The sequence below is a fragment of the Stenotrophomonas sp. SMYL41 genome, assembly GCF_036319965.1.
GTDB lineage: Bacteria > Pseudomonadota > Gammaproteobacteria > Xanthomonadales > Xanthomonadaceae > Stenotrophomonas > Stenotrophomonas maltophilia_R.
This window is the reverse complement of sequence record NZ_JAWIRX010000001.1, coordinates 118,766-136,449: the sequence shown is the minus strand read 5'-3', so window position 1 is coordinate 136,449 and position 17,684 is coordinate 118,766. Positions and strand designations below refer to the sequence as shown.

Sequence of the window (17,684 nt, the reverse complement as noted above, 5' to 3'; positions counted from 1 at the left end):
TCAGCCTCCCGGTGAAAGGCCATCGGCCAAGGTGCGCCGGTAAGCAAGCAACGCCGGCACCAGCCCGGCCGCCGCGCTGATCGCCAGCACGCCCGCCACCCACGCCAGTTCGCGGCCATCCGGCCACACATGGGTGATCGACAGACCGAAGGTCGCCAGCACCCAGCCACGCCCGGCCACGCTGGCGGCCACCAGCAGCGCCAGTGCCAGCAGGCAGGCCACGGCACTGGTCGCCACCGCTTCCACCACCAGCAGGCCGGCGATGTACCCCGGCCGCGCGCCGGTCGCACGCAGGATTGCCATCTCGCGCCGCCGCTCCTGCAACGTCGAGACCAGCAGCGCCACCAGCGAAACCATGCCCAGCAGCACCACCATCGCGCTGATCAGCTGCAGTGCCCGCTCGGCCGTGCCCAGTGACTGCCACAGCTGCTGCAGGGTCACGCCGGGCAGGATCGACAGCATCGCCTCCTCGGGATATTCGTTGATCCTGCGTTGCACCGAGAAGGTGGCGATGCGCGAGTTCAGACCGAGCATGAACGCGGTGATGCTGGTCGGGGTCAGATCGAGGTGGCGCGCCTGCTCGGCACTGACGCTCTGCCTGCGCAGCTGCACGCCCGATCGCCAGTCGACATGGATCGCCTCGATGGCCGGCAGTGAGACCAGCAGCGACGAATCCACCGGCGTGCCGGTGCGCTGCAGGATGCCCGCAACGCGGAACGGCTTGTCGGCATGCGTGGCGAGCGTGACCGCGCCGGTGCCGTGCGCCAGCACGATCTCGTCACCGAGGGCAACCTTCTGCGCACGTGCCACCTCTGCGCCGATCACCACGTCGTACAGATCGTCGAACGGCCGCCCCTGTGCAAAGGCCAGCTCGTGGCCGGAACCATAGCGATAGTGTTCGAAGTAGCCGCCAGTGGTACCCACTACCCGGTAGCCGCGCCAGGAATCGCCCAGCGACAACGGCACCGCCCACTTCACCTGCGGCAAAGCGGACAGCGCCTGGTAGGACTGCCAGGACACGTTGTTGGTCGGGTCGCCGATATGGAACACCGAGTACAGCAGCAGGTTTACCGGCCCCGAACGCGCACCGACGATCAGGTCGGTACCCGATACGGTGCTGGCGAACCCCTCGTGCGCCTGCGTGCGCACGCGTTCAACACCCAGCAGCAGGACCACGCTGAGGGTAATCACCAGTACGGTGAGGCTGACGCTCAACGCGCGGCTGCGCAGGCTGGCCCAGGCAAGCTCAAGCATGGCCGGCACCTGCCTGGTTGATCTCGGACAGTGAAATGGTGCGATCGAACAGTGGCTGCAGGCTGTCGTCATGGCTGACCACCAGTACCGCGGTGCCGGCCGCCTCGCACTGCGCGGACATCAGCTTGAGGAAGGCGGTCGCTGCTTCGCGGTCGAGCGCCGAGGTGGGCTCATCGGCCAGCAGCAACGCCGGACGGCCGATCAGGGCGCGTGCTGCCGCCACGCGTTGTTGCTGGCCAACACTGAGCGTACCCGCGCGCCGCGACATCAGCTCGGGATTGAGCTGCAGGGCCTGCAGCAGGCGGGCGATCTCGGCATCCAGCGGCCCACTGATGCGCGCGCTGCGCAGGCGCGAAAAGCGCAGGCCCAGCGCGATGTTGTCGCGCACGCTGAGGAACGGCAGCAGATTGAACTGCTGGAAGATCACGCCGAGGTGGTCGGCACGGAATCGATCCCGTGCGGCCCCGCGCATTGCCTGCAGCGCGTGGCCGGCGACCTCGACACGGCCCTTGCCGGGCAGCAGCACACCGGCCAACAGGCCCAGCAGCGTACTTTTGCCACCGCCGCTGATTCCGCGCAGCAACACGCTGCTGCCCTGCTCGACCCACAACCGCGGGATATCCAGCACCAGCTGCATGCCGTATCCGAACTGCACGTCTTCCAGCGAGATCACCGGTGCCGCGCTCACGGTGCCAGCACCACGCGCAGGTTGTTGGGCGTGAGCACGCTGCGATCCTGGCCATTGGCGGTTGCACTGTTGACGATGACTTCGTGCAGGCCCGGGAACAGTATGGGCAGGCGCACGACGATGGCGCGCAGCTCAGCCGGTTTCGCGCAGTAGTACTGCAGCGTTGCGCTGAAACCTGCGTGCCGGTGCTGTCCCGGCGGCGGCGCGGCGGCCGTCGCGTCGAAGCCCTCTGCATCGGCTTTACCGGTGGCCAGACGGCACCCTGCAGCGGTGGGCAAGGTGACCCAGCTGCCGCCCTTCAGCAACGAGGTCGCCCGTGCCAGCGCGGCCTGCTCGGCTGCATTGGCCGGCGGTCGCTCGTAATCAAGGATGCCGATGCCGGGGGCTTGAAGGGCGAATTCCAGCGTTTGCTGGTCCAGTGCAACGTCCACGGTCGCCTGGCCATGAACGTGCGGTGCGTGCTGGCGCATGTCATGGGCCTGTGCGGTGCTGGCAGCCAGCAGCAGGAAAAGAGCAGCAGGACGCTTCATGGGGGAGTCTCCAATTGTTACTATGTAACATTATGGACCACATCCCCACGACGCCCGCAAGGGCCCCGGCCCAGCCGCCAACTTCGGCACGCTGGCACCCCCGTTTCGATCTTGCCGGTGCCTGGTTGTCCCTGGCCTGCGCCGCCCATTGCATCGCCCTGCCCCTGCTGCTGGCGTTCGTGCCGGCAGCGATGATGGCGCTGCGCTCGTTCCAGCACCCCGGCCATGGCGCGATGACGTTGCTGTTGATGTTGTCGCGCTGGGAATGGCTGTTCGCGCTGCTGGCCTCGTCGCTGGCATTGGCGAGTACCTCGGCCGGGGTGCACCGGCATGGGCGCTGGCGGCCCGTGCAGTTGGCCTGCGCCGGCGCGATCCTGCTGTTGTCCGCCTCGCTCTACCTGCCGCTGAATGAATCGCTGCTCTGGCACGGTGCAGCGACGGCCAGTGGTGGCGTGCTGCTGGCCTGTGCGCACATCTGCAACCGGCGCGCATTGCGCCGGCGCCCCACGATGCCGGCCAGTGGCCGGCACGGCGTTGGTCAGAAGCGATAGCCCACTTCCGCCCCGAGGATCCGCGGGCTGTCGACCGGGCCGTAGTAGTTGCCGTCGCGGCCGAATGCCAGGTTGTCGAAGATCAGGCCATTGATGCGACGCCTGTTGGTGAGGTTCTGCACGAACACCCGCGCGCTCCACGGCCCGGCCTCATAACCCAGCTGCGCACCCAGCACGGCGACGGCCGGCTGGAAGGCACGGTTGCGTTCATCCAGTGCGCTGGAGCCGGTGAACTGCGATTCCAGCCGTGCGTAAAGTCCAGACTCGAACTGGTAGCGTGCGGCCAGGTAGCCGGTGTAATGCGGGGTCAGCTTGACCCGCTTGCCATCCAGATTCTGGTCCACGCTGACCCACAGCTTGGTGTACTTCGCATCGACGTAGCCCACATTCGCCATCAGCGTGAAGCCAGGCACTACTTCGAACACACCCTCCAGTTCTGCACCCCGTGACCGGATCGAGGCGTCCGATCCCACGTAGTCCGACGAAATCGGGCGACCGTTGCCATCGGTGGCCACCTGGATCTCCTGCCAGTTGTCCGAGGTGATGTGGAACACCGCCCCACCGATATGACCACGGCCGCCGCCCAGATTCATCTTGAAGCCAAGCTCGTGGCTCCACATACGTTCGGATTCGTAGCGCAGCACCTTGTCGTTGACCACATCGCTCTGCGCTGCGGCCAGATTGAAGCCGCCCGGGATGTAGCCCTTGGCTGAAGCGGCATAGAAGGACAGGTCGTCGGTGGCGTCGTAGCGCAGCGACACCCGCGGCAGCGTCGCCGTGAAGGTATGCGCCAGCGCGGCGTCGCGGTACAGCACGCGGCCACCGGCGCCCAGGTCCAGCGCACCGGCACGCTGCTCGGTGGAACGCCGCGCCTGCTCATGGCGCAGGCCGGCGCTGGCGGTCAGCCTGGGCAGCGCGGGGAAGGTGTAGCTGGCGGTGGCGAACACGCTGTAGTCCTCGCCCTTGGAGGTCTGCCGCGGTGCCAGGTTGTAGCTGTCCAGCCCATGCAGCGCAGGGCCGACGAACGTCCCCAGGATCGAATCCTTGCTGTTGCGATAGGTGGACACACCGGCCATCCAGGCCAGGGCCTGGTCACTGGGCGAACTGAAGCGCGCCTCGGCCGTCCATTCCTTCTTCCTGTCGTAGATGCGGCCTGCCAGGGCCGGGCTTTGGGTCATGTCGAAGTCATAGCCGGCGGAGGTCACTTCCTCGCCGCGCCAGGAGGCGGCCACGTCCAGCGTGCCGGCCTGCAACTGCCACTGCGCGCTCAGGCCCGCAACCGACTCATCCTTTTCGGTGCGCTTCGGTGCGTCATTGATGTAGGTGAAGTCACCGGCACGACGGCCGCCATTGAGCGAGGTACCGTAGGTGCGGTTGTAGAGGCTGGTATCCAGCGGCAGGTATTCATACTCGAACATGCCGGGCGCGCGTGTGCGCAGGTGGTAGGCGAGCGCGTTCACCGAGACATAGTCGCTTGGCCGCCAGCGCAGCTTGCCCTGCAGATAGCCTTCGCCCACCCTGCCGCGTGCACCGGAGGGCGTGAGGTTCTTCAGGTATGCATCTTCGTCCGAGCCCATGAACGCCACCGAGCCGGACAGGCTGCCCGCCGTGTCCAGCGGACCTGCCAGGAAACCATCAAGAGCGGTGCCATTACCGTTGCCAAACCAGGTGCTGCGCACATTGAGCTCGCCCTCGCGCGCATCGGCCGGGCCGCGTGTGCGCACCAGCACCAGCCCCGACTCGCTGTTGGCACCGTACAGCGTGCCCTGCGGCCCGCGCAGCACTTCCACCGACTCGACCTGGTTGAGCACGGCGTTGCTCAACTCCCGGAACGGGATGCCATCGATGTAGACCGAGGCGCGGTTGACCAGGAAGGGATTGGACTCGATGCCGCGGATCGAGATGAACATGTTGCTGAGCTGCCCCATCGCATTGAACTTCACGTTGGGCGCAAGCTTGTCCAGGTCACGGAATTCGGTGACGCCGGCCTCTTTCAGCGCTTGCCGGTCGAGCACCGTCACCGACAGATCGCTCTTCAGGTACGGGGTATCGCGCTTGGAACCGGTGACCCGGACGCCGTCGAGCGTGGCCGGGTCAGCCTGCTGGGCGAGAGCGGGCATGGCAGGGATGATCAGGGATGCCGCGACAAGCGCGGCGACAGGCGTGGACGGCTTCAACGGATGAACCTCAATGGTGAAATGGCAGGCGCGCAGGCGGCGGCAGCGCGGGACAAGAGTGTTATCCTGTAACATTCACGCAGTGCCGCCACTCCATTCCTGGCAGCACTGCTCCATTTCCGGATCCGTGATGCGTGCTTTCCTGATGCGAGCCCTCGCCGACCAGCTGCTGCAGGAAACCGGACCGCAACCGCCCGCGATGGTGGCCAGCGACGATGGTGCGGTGGTGTTGCTGCGTCATCGCTTCGGGCCAAGCGAAGGCTGCATGGGCCATCCCCACCAGCTGCGCCTGGGCATGGCCATCGGTGGCGGCGGGCGTCTGCAGCAACGCAGCCATAGCGGCCTGCTGCAGGGCGTCTGGCAGCCTGGCCAGTTCAATGTGGTCCTGCCCGGTGACATCGGTACCTATGCCAGCCCCGCAGTGGACGTGCTGGGCCTGGCCATCGACACCGGCCTCCTGCAGCAGGAGGCGCACCGGCTGCATGACCTGCAACCGCTGGCGGTGCGCCTGCAGCGCGACCCGGTGGTCACCTCGGTGCTGCAGGCGTTGTGGTGCAGCGCGCAGGCCGATGCCTGCCTTCCCGGATTTCTCGAGCACGGCGCACGCGTGCTGCTGCACCGCCTGCGACAGCTTGCCGGGCTCGGGCACGCGACGCCGCCGAGGGCCACTGCGCTGTCCGTGCGGCAACTCCAGTACCTGCAGGAGTACATCGACGCGCAGTACGGCCAGCCGCTGGCGGTTGCGCAGCTGGCGGCAGCGCTGCAGATGGACCCATCGACGTTCAGCCGTGCGCTGCGTGCCACCACCGGGCTGCCACCCTATGCGTTCCTGACCCGGCGCCGCATGCAGTGGGCGTGCGCGCAGCTCGCGCAGGGACGCAGCGTCACCGACGTCGCACTGGCCTGCGGCTACGCCAACCCCAGCAAGTTCAGCGCGGCCTTCCGGCGTGTAGCCGGCTGCTCACCGTCCGCGTGGGCCGCGCAGCACCGCAGCCCGCGGTAGCGCCGGCCCTGCCCGTCCAGCGCTGGCGACTCACTCGTCGAACGGGCGCTGCCCCAGCGTCTGCGTCACGTGGTCGACGAAACAGGTAATGCGCGCGGCCAACGCGGTGTTGCGGTAGTACACCGCGTTGATCGGCTGCCGGACGTCCTGCGTCTGCCTGGCGAACAGCTGCACCAGGCGACCGTCGCGCCGGTCCTGGCGGGTCAGGAAATCGGACAGGCAGGCGATGCCCAGCCCGGCCACCGCCATCTGCCGCAGCGTCTCACCGCTGGACGAAGCGATGGCCGGCTCGATCACGAACGGCCCGCCATCGTCATCGTGCAGCGGCCACTCGTTCAATGAACTGGGCTGGGTGAAGCCGAGCAGGTCATGCGTGCGCAGCTGCTCCACGCGCGTGGGCGTGCCGTGCCGGCGCAGGTACTCGGGGCTGGCCACCACGCGGATGCGGCTGTGGCCGATCGGCCGCGCATGCAGGGTGGAATCGCGCAGCACGCCGATGCGGAACGCCACGTCGGTGCGCTTCTCGATCAGGTCGGTGATGCCCTCGTTGGAATTCAGCTCCAGCTCCACCTGCGGGTAGCGCGCGCGGAAGCCTTCCAGCAGCGGCACGATCACGTGCAGCATGAACGGCGTAGCCGCATCCACGCGCAGGCGCCCGACCGGTTGCAGGCGGCGCGCGGCCATCTGTTCCTCGGCCTCGTCGACCGTGGCCAGGATCGTGCGCGCGTACTCCAGGAACGCGGCGCCTTCCTCGGTCAGTTCCAGCCGTCGCGTGGTCCGCCGCAGCAGCGTGGTCTGCAGCTTGTCCTCCAGCCGCGCCAGGGTGCGGCTGGTGGCCGAGATGGTCAGCTCCAGCCCTTCGGCCGCTGCGGTGATCGAGCCACTGTCGACCACCGCCACGAAAGCCTTCAACTCATCCAGGGTGGTTTTCATTGTTTACCTCGGCGCAAAAGCATTTCCCGTATACACAGCTTAATCAACAAATGTAAAGCGCCCACACTTCGCCCAGTCCCGAGCCCACCGGCTCCCAACGAAGTCCCTGGAGTCCACCATGAGCGTTCCTTCCTTTGGCGTCGGCACTTTCCGCCTGACCGGCCAGACCGTCATCGACTCGGTGCGCAACGCCCTCGAGGTCGGCTACCGTGCAATCGACACCGCGCAGATCTACGGCAACGAAGCCGAGGTCGGCCAGGCCATCGCCGAATCCGGCGTGCCGCGCGACCAGCTGTTCCTGACCACCAAGATCTGGGTGGACAACCATGCCGCCGACAAGCTGATTCCGAGCCTGCGCGACAGCCTGGCCAAGCTGCGCACCGACCATGTGGACCTGTTGCTGATCCACTGGCCGGCACCGGGCAATGGCGTTGAACTGCGCGAGTACATGACCGCGCTGGCCGAAGCCAAGGCGCAGGGCCTGACCCGCCAGATCGGTGTGTCCAACTTCAATATCGCGCTGACCCGGCAGGCCATCGAGGTGGTTGGTGCCGGTCAGATCGCCACCAACCAGATCGAACTGAGCCCCTACCTGCAGAACCCGGCACTGACCGCTTTCCTGCACGACCAGGGCATCACCGTCACCTCCTACATGACCCTGGCCTACGGCAAGGTGCTGAAGGACCCGGTGCTGGCCGCCATCGCCGGCAAGCACCAGGCCACCGTGGCCCAGGTCGCGCTGGCGTGGGCGCTGCAGCGCGGCTACTCGGTCATTCCGTCGTCGACCAAGCGCGAGAACCTGGCCAGCAACCTGCTCGCCCAGGACCTGCGCCTGGATGCCGATGACATGGCCGCGATCGCCGCGCTTGAGCGCAACGGCCGCGAAGTCGATCCGCCGGGCCTGGCCCCGGCCTGGGACTGAGGCGCAACGCCATGGTCAGTGCGTTGGCGCGGCTGCAGGCCAGTGGTTTCAGCATCGGCATCGAGGCACCGCTGGACAATGACTGGACGCCGCAGGGCGAACAGGCACGACGCGCCGCGCGGCGCCTGCCCGGCCAACCGGACCTGCAACGCCATGCGGAACTGGCACGGTTGGCCGACCGCCTCGGCTTCCGTGCGCTGTGGGTACGCGACGTGCCGGTGTACGACCCGGCCTTCGGCGATGCGGCGCAGGTATTCGAGGTATTCAGTTACCTCGGCTACCTGGCTGGTATCACCGAGCACATCCTGCTGGGTACCGGTGCGGTGGTGCTGCCGATCCGCGAGCCGTTGCTGACCCTGAAGTCGGCGCGCAGCGTGCAGCGGCTGAGCGGTGACCGCCTGCTGCTGGGCGTGGCCAGTGGCGACCGCCCGGTGGAGTACCCGTTGTTCGGCCGGGACTTCGACAGCCGTGGCAGCCGCTTCCGCGAGCAGGTCGCACTGCTGCGCGAAGGCGCCGCCGCGCACCTGCCGCAGGGCTTGGACGTGCTGCCTGCGGACGGCCCGCCCGTGCCGCTGTTCGTGGCCGGCCTGGCCCAGCAGCAACCGGCGTGGATCGGCCAGCACATGGACGGCTGCCTGGCCTACCCGGGCACGCCGCAGGACCATGCACAACGCGTGGCGGCCTGGCGCGCCGTGGCCGGCAACAAGCCGTATGCCAGCTTCATCCACCTGGACCTGGTGGCCGATGCCGATGCCCCCCTGCAGCGCTGGCGCTTCGGCCTGCGCGGCGGCCGCAACGCCCTGCTGGCCGAGCTGCACGCCATGCAGGCGGCCGGTGTCGACCACATCGGCCTGCAGTTCCGCCGCAACGAACGGCCGTTGGCCGAGACCTTCCACGAAATCGCCGAGTACGTGCTGCCGCACTTCCCGGCCCATGCCGGCGCGGCCGCGTCGCATGCCCCGCTTGCCGCCCCCGCGACGGCCTGACAGTTACCGGAGCTTTGCCATGAAAATGAAGACCCTGGCCGCGCTTGCGCTGGCCACCCTGCCGCTGTCCTTCCAGGCCACCGCCGAGGACTGGTATCCCTCGGCCTACGGTGCCAATGACGAGATCGGCGCGGCCAACCTGCTGACCGCAGACGTGGTCAAGCACGCAGTTTCGCTGGTCAGGACCGGCAAGACCTATCCGCTGGCGGTGCCGGTGGACAAGAACCTGCCCGCGTTCCGCCACCGCAGCTTCCGCCTGTACAACGTGCAGGTCGGCCAGCAGGCCGGCAAGTCGCTGGGCCCCAACAGGTTCACCTTCAACGATGAACTGGTGAACGCCTGGACCGGCGTTGGCACCCAGCTCAACGGCATCGGCCATATCGGCATCGACAACGTCTACTACAACGGCAACAAGGCCGCCGACTTCGTCACCGTGGACGGTGTGCGCAAGCTCGGCGTCGAGAAGGCGCCGCCGATGGTCACCCGCGGCGTCGTGCTGGACATGACCGCGTACTACGGCAAGGCGATCGTGCCCGGCGGTACCGAGTTCACCGTGGCCGACATCCAGGCCGTTCTGAAGAAGCAGGGCCTGAGCCTGCGCAAGGGCGACGTGGTGCTGTTCAACACCGGCTGGCTGGAACTGATCGGCAAGGACGACAAACAGTTCCTGGAGGTGGAACCGGGCATCGGCATGGAGGCCGCGAAGTGGCTGGCCGACCAGGGCATCGTCGCCTTCGGTGGCGACACCTGGGCCTCGGAGGTCTACCCGAACCCGAACGGTGCCGAAGAGTTCCCGATCAACCAGTACATGCTGGCCAAGCGCGGCATCTACAACCTGGAGCTGATCGACAGCCGCGCGCTGGTGCGCGACAAGGCCTGGGAGTTCCTGTTCGTGCTCGGCCAGCCGCTGTACGTCGGCTCGACCCAGGTGAACATCAACCCGGTGGCGATCCGATGACCACGACCGCTGACCTTCCCGAATTCGCCGGCCGCCGCTTCCGCGTCAGCTATGACGGACTGGCCGCCGACAATGTCTACAGCGCCGATGGCCGCCACGTGCAGTACGCCATCGTCTCCGGCGCCTACGCCGGTGCGCGGGGTGAAGCCGCCTGTGAGTGGCACAGGATCAGCGACGGGGTCTATGCCATTTCGTGGCAGGAAGCCGATGGCGCTACGGTCGTGCATGTCGATGATTTCGTCGGCGGGCGTTCGCTGGGCTGGTTCACCGCCACCGATGGCAGCTTCCATCGCATGCAGGGGCCGCTGGCAGCGCTGTGATGCCGGCCGGCACCACCAGCCCATGCGGCGTCTCAGGAACGTCGTTCCTGGTCGAACACCCCGGCCACCCAGTCGATGAACACCCGTAACCGTGGCGATGGGGTGCGGTTGCGTGGGTAGACCAGGCTCAACGGGCTTGGCGTCGGCGGCGCCTCAGGCAACAGCTCAACCAGCAGCCCGCGCGCGATGTACGGGTCCATCCGGTAGCGCGGCGCCTGGATGATGCCCAGGCCCGCCAGCGCGGCCCCGAGGAACGCATCCGCGCCGGAAACACGCACCCGCGCCGGCAGCGGCAGGTAATGCACCTGCCCACCCTGCTGGAACTCCAGCGGAATCAGCTGGCCGGTTGCGCTGGAGCGGTAACCGACCATCTGGTGGCCGTCCTGCAGGGCATCGATGCTGCCCGGCACGCCCTTGGCCTGCAGGTAATCCGGCGAGGCCACCGTCACCTCGCGCAGCAGGGTCAGCCGTCGCGCCGCCAGATCGCTGTCGGCCAGCGTCCCCACCCTCAGCGCTGCATCCACGCCTTCGCGCAGCAGGTCGACATAGCGGTCGCCCTCGCTGACCTCCAGGTCGATCTCCGGGTAGCGCTGCAGGAAGTCCGGCAGGTGCGGAAACAGCAGGTGCCGGCCCAGCGTGCCATGCACTTCAATGCGCAATGGGCCGCGCGGCGGCACGTCACGGAACGCGGCCTCTGCATCGTCCATGTCGGCGATCAGGCGCAGGCAACGGCCATAGAAGGCCTCGCCTTCCAGCGTCGGCACCACCAGACGCGTGGTCCGGTGCAGCAGTCGCACGCCCAGCCGCTGTTCCAGCGTCTTGATCGCGTCGGTCACCGTGGCCCGCGGCAGGCCCAGGTCCTCGGAGGCGCGGGTGAAGCTGCGGCGCTCGACGATACGGACGAAGGCGCGCATGGCCGTGAAGCGGTCCATTGTTCGGCTATCCGGATGATGTTGGCGGATTATGCAGGATTATCCGAAAGGACAATGTCGCGAAGATGGCCCAGCGCCACTCCGGCGTGCCCCACTGGACGCCAGCATGACCCCCTCCCCCACCTCCTCCGTCGCCCTGGTCACCGGTGGCTCCCGTGGCATCGGCGCCGCCATCTCCCGCCGGCTCGCCGCCGATGGCCACGCAGTCGCCATCAACTATGCGGGGCGCCGCGACGACGCCGAAGCGTTGGCGGCCGAACTCAACGCAGCCGGTGCGCAGGCCATCGCGTTGCAGGCCGATGTGGCAGACCCGCAGGCGGTGCGCCAGCTGTTCGAGGCCATCGAGGCCCGTTTCGGTGGTCTCGACGTCGTGGTCAACAGTGCTGGCGTGCTGCAACTGGCGTCGCTGGCCGACACCGACGACGCCCTGTTCGACAGGGTGATCGGCATCAACCTCAAGGGCGCGTTCAATGTGCTGCGCGAAAGTGCACGGCGGGTCCGCGACGGTGGCCGCCTGATCACCCTGTCCACCAGCGTGGTCGGCATCCGGCTGGAGAACTACAGCGTGTACGCGGCCAGCAAGGCGGCCGTGGAGACAATGGGCGCGATCCTCAGCAAGGAGCTGCGTGGGCGCAACATCACCGTGAACGCGGTGGCACCGGGCCCCACCGCCACCGACCTGTTCCTGGATGGCAAATCGCCCGAGCTGATCGAGCGCTTGGCGAAGATGAACCCTCTGGAACGCCTGGGTACGCCGGAGGACATCGCCGGTGCGGTAGCGTTCCTGGCCGGTGCTGATGGTGCGTGGATCAACGGCCAGGTGCTGCGCGCCAACGGCGGGATGGTGTAGATCGCGCATCCACGCATGGCCTGGATCCACCGTGCCGGTCAGCCGCCGCGGGCCTCGCGGCGGCGATGCACCCAGTAGTACAGCGTCGGCAGTACCAGCAGGGTCAGCAGCATCGCCGACAGCAGGCCGCCGATCACCACCACCGCCAGCGGCTTCTGGGTCTCTGCACCGATCGCATGCGAGGTCGCCATCGGCAGCAGCCCGAACATCGCCAGCAAAGCGGTCATCAGTACTGTACGCAGGCGCTGCAGCGAACCCTGTACCACCGATTGCAGCAGGTCCATGCCCTGCTCGCGCAGCTGGGCGAAGCGACTGAGCATCACCACCCCGTTCAGCACCGCTTGCCCGAACAATGCAATGAAGCCGATCGCCGCCGACACTGACAGCGGGATGCCGGTCAGCCACAGGGCCAGGATGCCGCCGATCATCGCCAGTGGCACGTTGGCCAGGATCAGTGCCGCACTGCTGATGTCCTTGAAGGCATCGAACAGCAGCACGAAGATGATCAGCACCGACAGCGGAATCACCCAGCCCAGCCGCTTCATGGCACGCTGCTGGTTCTCGAACTCGCCGGACCACTCCAGCCGGTAGCCTTCCGGCAGCTGCACGCTGGCGTCCACGCGCTTGCGCATGTCGGCCACCACGCTGCCCATGTCGCGCCCGGCGATGAAGATGCTCACCGCCTTCACCCGCTGTGCGTTCTCGCGCGAGATGTTGATCGCGCCGCTGGCCATTCGGAAGTCGGCCACGTCGGACAGCGTCACGGCGTGGCCATCGCCGATGCCCACCGGCACCGTGCGCAGCCGCTGCAGGTCACGATCGGCATCGTCCAGGCGCAGGGTGATCGGGAACTTGCGGTCGCCCTCCCACAGCTCACCGACCTGGCGCCCGCCCAGTGCGGTCTCGATCACCTCGTCGATGTCGCGCACGTTCAGCCCATAGCGTGCGGCGCGGTCACGGTCGATCTCGATCTGTAGTTGCGGCAACGACCCGTCGCGATCAATGAAGGCGCTCTCCACGCCCTCCACCCCGCGAACCTGGCCCAGAATCGCCTGCGCCTGCTGGTTCAGCACGCCCAGATCCGAGCCACTGACCTTGATCACCACCTGGCCCTTGATCTGCGAGATGCTCTCCAGGATGTTGTCGCGCACCGGCTGCGAGATCGAGAACTCCGGCCCCGGAATGCGCTGCTCCAGCGTGCGCTGCAGGTCGCTCACCAGCTGCCGCTTGTCCACGCCCTTCGGCCACTCCTTCTCCGGCTTCAACGCCACCAGTGCTTCGATCTGGTTGGCGCCCTTGGCATCGGAGCCATCTTCCGGGCGCCCCAGCTTGGCCACCACCGTCGACACCTGCGGGAAGGTGCCGACCAGTTCGCGGATACGCCGCGACTGCTGCTGCGCTTCGGCCAGGCTGGTGCTTGGATCGAGCGTGGCGGTCAGCCAGATCGATCCTTCGTCCAGCTCCGGCAGGAACTCCGAACCCAGGCGGCTACCCAGTGCCAGCGTGCCGACCAGCAGCGCAACCGCGGTCAGCACCACCGCGCGCGGGCGGGCCAGCGCGTGCTCCAGGATCGGCCGGTACCAGCCGGTCAGGCGGTCCATCAGCGGGTTGCCGTCGCGCATGCGGTCACGCCGCAGCCACCAGTAGCAGAACAGCGGCACCACGGTCAGCGCCAGGATCAACGCCCCGATCAACGCCGAGGTCACCGAATAGGCCATCGGCGCGAACATGCGGCCTTCCTGGCGCTGCAGGGTGAAGATCGGGATATGCGCGGCGATGATGATCAGCATCGAGAAGAACGTTGGCCGCCCCACCTCCGATGCTGCCGACAGAATGGTCGAGAAGCGCGTCTTCCTGTCTGCCGTGGGTGGCAGCTTGGACAGCCGCGAAACGATGTGCTCGGTGACGATCACCGCACCATCGATGATGATGCCGAAGTCCATCGCGCCCAACGAAAGCAGGTTGGCCGGCACGCCCCACAGATGCAGGCCGAGGAAGGTCGACAGCAACGCCAGCGGCATCATCGCCGCCACGATCAGCGCGGCGCGGGCGTTGTACAGGAACAGCCACAGCACCAGGAACACCAGCACCGCGCCTTCCAGAAGATTGCTGAAGACGGTTTTCAGCGTGGTCGATACCAGCCACGAGCGGTCGTAGAACGGCTCGATGCTGACCCCGGCCGGCAGCTGGTTCGCCTGGATCTCGGCAATGCGCGCATGCAGGGCGTCGAGCACGTCGGACGGATTCTCGCCCTTGCGCATCAGCACCATGCCGAACACCGCATCGTCATTATCGTCCTGGCCGACCAGGCCCTGCCGGGGCAGGCCGGTATCGGCGATGCCAGCCAGGTCACGCACCAGGATCGGCGTACCGCCGCGCTGCGCCACCACCACGTTGCCGATGTCGGCCGGCGAACGCATCAGGCCCACGCCGCGGATCAGGAACTGCTGCTGGCCGCGCTCCACGTAGCCACCACCGGCATTGGCGCTGCCCTTTTCCAGCGCCTCGGCGAATTCACCCAGGGTGATGCCGCGGTCACGCAGCTTGTCCAGGTCCGGCTTGACCTGGAAGGTACGCGCAAAACCGCCGAAGCTGATCACATCGGCCACGCCCGGCACGGTGCGCAGGCTGCGCTCCATCGTCCATTCCTGCACGGTGCGCAGCTGGGTCGGCGTCATGTGCGGGCCCTTGAGCACGTAGCGGTAGATCTCGCCCACCGCCGAGCTCATCGCCTCCAGCTCCGGGGTCACCCCTTCCGGCAGCGCCACGCCCTGCAGGCGCTCCAGCACCTGCTGGCGCGCGAAATAGTCATCGGCCTTGTCGTCGAAGGTCAGGATGATCATCGACAGGCCGAACTGCGTATGCGAGAACACCCGCACCGAATGCGGAAGGCCGGACAGCGCCACTTCCAGCGGCATCGTCACTTCGCGTTCCACCTCTTCGGCGGCACGGCCCGGGTGCAGCGACACCACCGTCACCTGGGTGTCGGACACGTCCGGGAAGGCTTCCACCGGCAGCACGCGGAACGCGGCGATGCCGGCACCGATGAACAGCAGCAGCGCCAGCATCACCATCAGCGGCTGGCGCAGGCAATAGGCAATCAGGCGATCGATCATGGGGCGGCATGCCCCGTGCCGGTGCTGGCGCCCGGTCCCGCACTGTCGACCAGCTGCTGCAGCAGCAGGCCACCTTCGACCACCACCTTGCTGCCCATCGGCAGGCCCTCTCGCACCCACAGGCGCCCGTCGCCCAGCTCCTCTGCGTGCACGGCATGGCGCACGAAGCGGCCCTTGCCCTCCTCCACGAACACCACCTGTGTACCGTCGATCAGCAACACCGCGGCATCGGGCAGCGAGACTCCGCCCTCGGCCGGCAACGCAACCTGAGCACGCACGTACTGGCCGGCCTTGAAGCCACGTGCATGGTTGTCCAGCTCGGCGCGCGCCTGCACCACGCGGCGCTCGCTGTCGACGAAGTCATCCACGTGCTGCAGGGTCGCCTGCAATGGCTGGCCATCGGCACCGGGCACGCTCACCTGCATGCCCGCCTTGAGGCGTCCCGCCAGGCTCTCGGGAACATCGAGCAGCAACCACAGGCGGTCCGGATCGCCGATCACCGCCAACGGCTGTTCGCTGTCGGGGCTGACCGACATGCCCGGGTTCATCCGCCGCTCCACCAGCACGCCATCGATGGGCGCGCGCAGTGGCAGGCGCTGGTCGACGTGCTGGCCGTTGCCATAGGCCCTGGCGAAGGCGGTCGCACGCGTGTGATTGGCCTGGCTGCCGGCGAAGTTGGTCTCGGCCTCGTCCAGCTCGCGGCCCGACGCCACCCCCGCCGCGTGCAGTTCGCGGGTGCGCTCCAGTTCCCTGCGCGCCTGCTGCAGCTCGGCGCGGCCTCGCACGCCCTCCGCCTGCGCCTGGCCGAACTCGGGCGAGGTGATCCAGGCGATCACCTGGCCGGCCTTCACTTTCTGCCCCGGCTGCGCCTCGATGCGCGCCACCTGCCCCGGCAACGGCGTGCGCAGTGCGCTGGAGCGCGTCTCGTCCCAGACCACCCGGCCCGGCAGCTGCAGGCTGGCGCTGGCGCCGGCACTCACCGCTTCGCTGCGCAGCACGTCCAGCTGGCGGCTGCCGGCGGGAAACTGGATCTGGCCGGCGCTGACCTGGGGCGCGTCCTCGGCATAGGACGCCGGCTCGCGACCGCAGCCGCCCAGCAGGACCAGCGCCAGCAGGGCGGGCAGCATGACGTGCCGCGCCCGCGGGCGATGGGCGACGATCGACTTCATCGGGATTCTCCTTCAGCAACGGATGTGGCCGCTTCCCAGCGCGCCAGGGCAATGGCATGGTCGGCACGCGCTTCGATCAGCGCGGCCTCGAAGTCGCGCCAGCTGCGGCGTGCATCGAGCAGATCGGTCAGGCTGGCGGCGCCACGGCGATAGGCCAGTTCGATGCCCTCCACCGCCTTGCGGGCAGCGTCGGACTGCAGCCCCTCGTAGTCGCTGCGGCGCTGTGCGGCGGACTGCACGCTGGCCTGCAGCTGGTCCATCTCGGCGCGAGCTTCGCGCTGGAGTACCTGCAGCTCCAGCGCTGCGCTGTCCCGGTCGGCCTCGGCACGCTGGATCGCGCCGCGTGCGCGCGACGGCCCGCCCAGCGGAATGGTCAATGACACGCCCCAGGTAACACCGCTGATGTCGGTCGGCTCACGTTCGGCCTCCACGCCCAGCTGGATATCGCGACGACGCTCGCTGCGCGCCAGTGCCACGCCTGCGTCGGCCGCGGCCAGCCGCGAACGCGCGGCACGCAGGTCGGCGCGCTGCGTCGGATCGAACGCGCGCACGTCGGCCACGCTGCTGGCATCCGGCCAGGGGTCATCGGCACTGAGGTCGCGGCTGTCATCGCTGCCGAGCAGCAGGCCCAGCGCATGCCGCGCATCGCGCAGATCGAGTGCCGCCTCGCGCGCCGCGTCAGCCACCGCCAGATCGTCCACCGCCAGCCGCGCGCGATCCACCGGCGCCATCGCCCCGGTCGCCACCTGCTTGTCGGCCGCCGCCATCTGTTCGGCCGAGCTCTGGCGATTGGCTTCGGCTATCTGCACCCGCTCCTGCGCACTCTTCAGGCCGAAGTAGGCCTCATGCAGCGCCACCTGCTGGCGGCGCCGGGTATCGAGCATCTCCAGCCCGGCCACTTCCAGCAGCGCATCGGCCTGGCGAATGCGCAGGGCGCGCTTGCCACCGAGTTCCCAGGTCCAGCCCAGGCCCAGCGTGCTGTCCACCCGCTTGTCCTGCCAGCGCCCTGGGCCGATGCCGTGCCTGGGGCTGACCTTGCTGGTGCCGATCGACAGCTCGGTGGCCGGGCGCAGTGCCGCGGTCTGCGCATCGCCCTGCACCCCGCGCAACTCCAGTGCCGCCGCACGCAGGTCCGGATTGTGTGCGTCCATTGCACGCTGCGCTTCTGCCAGGGACAGCGCCGAAGCCGCAGGCGCGCACGAAAGGGCAGCCAGCAGGGCCGCAAGACGGTGGGCGAAATTCATGCACGTCACGGTAAGGTGACGCACTTGCGCCAGACTTGCCCCAACCTTGCA

16 protein-coding genes are annotated in these 17,684 nt (G+C 67.9%); 7 read left to right on the top strand and 9 right to left on the bottom strand.

The features are described 5' to 3' along the window. Genes V3B30_RS00605 through V3B30_RS00595 form a run of 3 tightly spaced genes read right to left on the bottom strand, consistent with a single transcriptional unit; the run spans position 1 to position 2,472 of the window. Entirely contained in the window at positions 1-1,254 is a 1,254-nt protein-coding gene (locus V3B30_RS00605; RefSeq protein WP_262082452.1) for an ABC transporter permease, read from the bottom strand. Beyond that, positions 1,247-1,942: an ATP-binding cassette domain-containing protein gene (locus V3B30_RS00600; RefSeq protein WP_262082451.1), complete on the bottom strand. Its 696-nt coding sequence runs from the start codon at positions 1,940-1,942 to the stop codon at positions 1,247-1,249. Before V3B30_RS00600 ends, V3B30_RS00605 begins: the two co-directional genes overlap by 8 nt. Beyond that, a complete protein-coding gene (locus V3B30_RS00595; RefSeq protein WP_262082450.1) occupies positions 1,939-2,472 on the bottom strand; it encodes a DUF2796 domain-containing protein in 534 nt (177 codons plus the stop codon). The genes V3B30_RS00600 and V3B30_RS00595 overlap by 4 nt, the downstream gene beginning before the upstream one ends. Positions 2,473-2,504: 32 nt before the next feature. Between V3B30_RS00595 and V3B30_RS00590 the strand changes: the two genes are divergently transcribed. After that, a complete protein-coding gene (locus V3B30_RS00590) occupies positions 2,505-3,023 on the top strand; it encodes a MerC domain-containing protein (protein WP_262082449.1) in 519 nt (172 codons plus the stop codon). Here the strand turns inward: V3B30_RS00590 and V3B30_RS00585 are convergent. Then, entirely contained in the window at positions 3,011-5,143 is a 2,133-nt protein-coding gene (locus V3B30_RS00585; protein WP_262082448.1) for a TonB-dependent receptor, read from the bottom strand. The two genes, V3B30_RS00590 and V3B30_RS00585, sit on opposite strands and share 13 nt — an antisense overlap. Before the next feature lie 187 nt (positions 5,144-5,330). Here V3B30_RS00585 and V3B30_RS00580 point away from each other — a divergent pair, with 187 nt between their 5' ends. Further along, positions 5,331-6,203 carry an AraC family transcriptional regulator gene (locus V3B30_RS00580; RefSeq protein WP_262082447.1) on the top strand — a complete coding sequence of 291 codons (873 nt, stop codon included), beginning with the start codon at positions 5,331-5,333 and terminating at the stop codon, positions 6,201-6,203. A 30-nt stretch (positions 6,204-6,233) separates the two neighbouring features. Here the strand turns inward: V3B30_RS00580 and V3B30_RS00575 are convergent, their stop codons facing one another. Then, entirely contained in the window at positions 6,234-7,136 is a 903-nt protein-coding gene (locus V3B30_RS00575) for a LysR family transcriptional regulator (RefSeq protein ID WP_100472672.1), read from the bottom strand. Between the two features lie 118 nt (positions 7,137-7,254). Here V3B30_RS00575 and dkgB point away from each other — a divergent pair, with 118 nt between their 5' ends. Genes dkgB through V3B30_RS00555 form a run of 4 tightly spaced genes read left to right on the top strand, consistent with a single transcriptional unit; the run spans position 7,255 to position 10,322 of the window. Then, positions 7,255-8,058, top strand: a complete 804-nt coding sequence (gene dkgB, locus V3B30_RS00570; RefSeq protein WP_262082446.1) for a 2,5-didehydrogluconate reductase DkgB — start codon at positions 7,255-7,257, stop codon at positions 8,056-8,058. A gap of 11 nt (positions 8,059-8,069) precedes the next feature. Continuing rightward, the gene (locus tag V3B30_RS00565) at positions 8,070-9,044 is read left to right on the top strand and encodes a TIGR03571 family LLM class oxidoreductase (protein ID WP_262082445.1); all 975 of its coding nucleotides are present in this window, start codon (positions 8,070-8,072) and stop codon (positions 9,042-9,044) included. 19 nt (positions 9,045-9,063) lie between these two features. Continuing rightward, a complete protein-coding gene (locus V3B30_RS00560; RefSeq protein WP_262082444.1) occupies positions 9,064-10,002 on the top strand; it encodes a cyclase family protein in 939 nt (312 codons plus the stop codon). Next, entirely contained in the window at positions 9,999-10,322 is a 324-nt protein-coding gene (locus tag V3B30_RS00555) for an adenylate cyclase (protein WP_100472677.1), read from the top strand. Before V3B30_RS00560 ends, V3B30_RS00555 begins: the two co-directional genes overlap by 4 nt. A 32-nt stretch (positions 10,323-10,354) precedes the next feature. Here the strand turns inward: V3B30_RS00555 and V3B30_RS00550 are convergent, their stop codons facing one another. Then, positions 10,355-11,254 carry a LysR family transcriptional regulator gene (locus tag V3B30_RS00550; RefSeq protein WP_262082443.1) on the bottom strand — a complete coding sequence of 300 codons (900 nt, stop codon included), beginning with the start codon at positions 11,252-11,254 and terminating at the stop codon, positions 10,355-10,357. A gap of 106 nt (positions 11,255-11,360) precedes the next feature. Between V3B30_RS00550 and V3B30_RS00545 the strand changes: the two genes are divergently transcribed. Continuing rightward, on the top strand, positions 11,361-12,104 hold the full coding sequence (locus tag V3B30_RS00545; protein WP_262082442.1) for an SDR family oxidoreductase: 744 nt from the start codon (positions 11,361-11,363) through the stop codon (positions 12,102-12,104). 38 nt (positions 12,105-12,142) lie between these two features. Here the strand turns inward: V3B30_RS00545 and V3B30_RS00540 are convergent, their stop codons facing one another. From V3B30_RS00540 to V3B30_RS00530, 3 genes are read right to left on the bottom strand one after another with little or no spacing between them, the layout of a single operon-like run. After that, entirely contained in the window at positions 12,143-15,220 is a 3,078-nt protein-coding gene (locus tag V3B30_RS00540) for a CusA/CzcA family heavy metal efflux RND transporter (protein ID WP_262082441.1), read from the bottom strand. After that, positions 15,217-16,389, bottom strand: a complete 1,173-nt coding sequence (locus V3B30_RS00535; RefSeq protein ID WP_262082440.1) for an efflux RND transporter periplasmic adaptor subunit — start codon at positions 16,387-16,389, stop codon at positions 15,217-15,219. The genes V3B30_RS00540 and V3B30_RS00535 overlap by 4 nt, the downstream gene beginning before the upstream one ends. Next, entirely contained in the window at positions 16,386-17,633 is a 1,248-nt protein-coding gene (locus tag V3B30_RS00530) for a TolC family protein (RefSeq protein ID WP_262082439.1), read from the bottom strand. Before V3B30_RS00530 ends, V3B30_RS00535 begins: the two co-directional genes overlap by 4 nt. Positions 17,634-17,684: the final 51 nt, after the last annotated feature.